Raw genomic sequence first — 2,110 nt, forward strand, 5'->3', positions numbered from 1 at the left:
CCTAAATCAAGAATTCCGTATCCCATTAGCTGCTCGCTCCACCGGTTGATCCTGTCAACTCACCAGGTCGTGACGTTGAGCCGGTCATGACAGACTGGTAATTGTCATACGCCGCCTGACGGGCGTTGTTTGAGGCGTTGGCCATAGTGAGTGCGCTGCCCAGGTTTACCGTCGTATTGAAAGACTGTTGTTGCTGGGCTGTCTGGTTCATTCCGTAGCGGGAGCGGGCCATATCGGCAGCTTGCATCGACAGCGATTTACTGTTGCCGGACAGGGCTGTGATTCGGCTTAGTTGCTGGTCGAGAAGATCGGTTTTTGTGGCGTCGTTGATAGTCTGCTGCAGGTAAGGCTCAAACCGGTTTTTATAGTCCGCGTACTGCGCTTTTTGTAAATCACGGTAGGTATATTCAGCCTCGCGATCATCGCCGGTGTAGTTCCCTACGCCGTAGTTTTGGGGGATCTGGCTGGTCCATTGGCCAGTCAGCTGCGGGTTGTTCAATATCATGTCGTTACCGGCCATTAATTGATCCCCCATCGCGTCGCCGCACCAACACCCATGCCGATCAGTTGCTGATTAGCCATCTTGTCTTGATACTCGTTCATGGCGCTCTGCTGGTTATACTTGTTGGCCACCTGCGCCCCGTCATACATTGAACTGATCGCCTCAGCCTCTTTACCTGCGCCGGTCGCGTTAATAGCGCTCAAGCCTTGGAAATAACGGGCTGTCTGGCTCTGCTGCATCCGGCTTTGAGTATTAACACGGTCAGAGTGCTGCGAACTGGCCATGGCGTTGATACCGGCATTGAGTTTGCTGGCGTTCCCGCCCTGGCTGACCAGTTGATCCATAGCCTGCCCATAGGCGGCATTAACGCTGACATTGCCGATGCCTGCCGCTCGGCTGTACTGGTCAGAAGTCCGCATTTTTTCAATCTCCTTCATCCACTGGTTTTCAAGTGGAACGAAGGTCTGGTTGTACTGCCGCCATTTGTCAGCAGCGATCCTGGCCATTTCTTTTTCGGCCTCTGAATCTTTGACTTTTACACCGCCTCCACCGCCGCCCATTCGCGATCACCTCCGTGTAGTGGTTTTACCCAGCGTGTTATGCCGTCCCTGGCCTCCACGCACCGCCAGCCCTGCTTTGTCAGAGGGATGGCCAACTTTGCAACTTTGGTTTCAAGCATCATCTGAACCGCATTACCGGCGCGAGCTATTTGCTCTAATTCCTTTTGGTATCGCGCAAGCGCATTCGCACGGCTGCACCATCCAAACTGAATGAAAGCCGTCATCCCATCACCTAGTGCCATAGGCTCCAGAACAACAAACCCATCAGGCGCTAGAAACAAAAAAGCCCTGCTTGATTGCAGGGCTTGATCGACTTCTTTGGCAAATTTATGGTCGTTGTTCTGCTCAGTCTGCTCCAGTATCGGGAACAGCATTGGCCGGTAGGTCGGCCAGTCCGCTAATAATAATTGGCTCATAAACGAAAAAACCACCCGAAAGGGTGGTTAGAAATTGGTCATAATAGAAATAGTATCGCAAATTCAGTTAGTCGCCAAAGAACTTCCTGTCGGCATACGTTGTATCAATGGAAATGAAGTGATGCCGCTCATACTCGTTCCAGCCGCTCCCCAACTCGCCAGGGATATACATGTCATTTACCTGAACCAGTCGCGGTTTACCTGAGTTAGTCGCAACCACGGCATCAAACCCAACAATCGAAGATGTTATATCATCAGGCACCGGCCCCATATCTCTTGCATACGCCCTAGTCATGATATTTGCTGTTTTAACTGGATACGTTTTCCAATTACCATTTGTATACGTGTCTATAGCACGAAGGGGGGCCATGACAGATTCTGTTGTAAAAACCAGCCGATTGGCATCATTGTACAACACCATGCCAAACTTTCCGTTTGGATAGCCGTTTAGCTCTCGCCCTACAATGTAAATCCGTGCGACAAAAGCAACATTTCCGTATCCAAAATCTGAACTCAAATCAGAGAAAGTAATCCGCAACTTTCCGTTATTGTTATTTGCTTGGGGGTAGAACATGGAGCCATTACCACTAATCCAACGGACAAAGATAGAAATATCTGAGCGGTATGGCAGG

4 protein-coding genes are annotated in these 2,110 nt (G+C 50.5%); all 4 read right to left on the reverse strand.

What is annotated here, in order from left to right; genetic code table 11:
• Positions 1-25: 25 nt before the first annotated feature.
• The gene (locus H511_RS0109210; RefSeq protein WP_155804848.1) at positions 26-535 is read right to left on the reverse strand and encodes a hypothetical protein; all 510 of its coding nucleotides are present in this window, start codon (positions 533-535) and stop codon (positions 26-28) included.
• Positions 520-1,062: a hypothetical protein gene (locus H511_RS0109215; protein WP_027252036.1), complete on the reverse strand. Its 543-nt coding sequence runs from the start codon at positions 1,060-1,062 to the stop codon at positions 520-522. Before H511_RS0109215 ends, H511_RS0109210 begins: the two co-directional genes overlap by 16 nt.
• On the reverse strand, positions 1,038-1,478 hold the full coding sequence (locus H511_RS24095; protein ID WP_051288023.1) for a hypothetical protein: 441 nt from the start codon (positions 1,476-1,478) through the stop codon (positions 1,038-1,040). The genes H511_RS0109215 and H511_RS24095 overlap by 25 nt, the downstream gene beginning before the upstream one ends.
• Positions 1,479-1,545: 67 nt before the next feature.
• The coding region (locus H511_RS24810) for a hypothetical protein (protein ID WP_027252037.1) at positions 1,546-2,110 on the reverse strand (565 nt) is incomplete at its 5' end.

The organism is Photobacterium halotolerans DSM 18316 (assembly GCF_000425165.1).
Taxonomy (GTDB): Bacteria; Pseudomonadota; Gammaproteobacteria; order Enterobacterales; family Vibrionaceae; genus Photobacterium; species Photobacterium halotolerans.

Excerpts from the sequence above, each read along its gene's own strand:
- H511_RS24095 (WP_051288023.1), bottom strand. The coding sequence starts at position 1,478 with ATGAGCCAATTATTATTAGCGGACTGGCCGACCTACCGGCCAATGCTG.
- H511_RS0109210 (WP_155804848.1), bottom strand. The coding sequence starts at position 535 with ATGGGGGATCAATTAATGGCCGGTAACGACATGATATTGAACAACCCG.
- H511_RS0109215 (WP_027252036.1), bottom strand. The coding sequence starts at position 1,062 with ATGGGCGGCGGTGGAGGCGGTGTAAAAGTCAAAGATTCAGAGGCCGAA.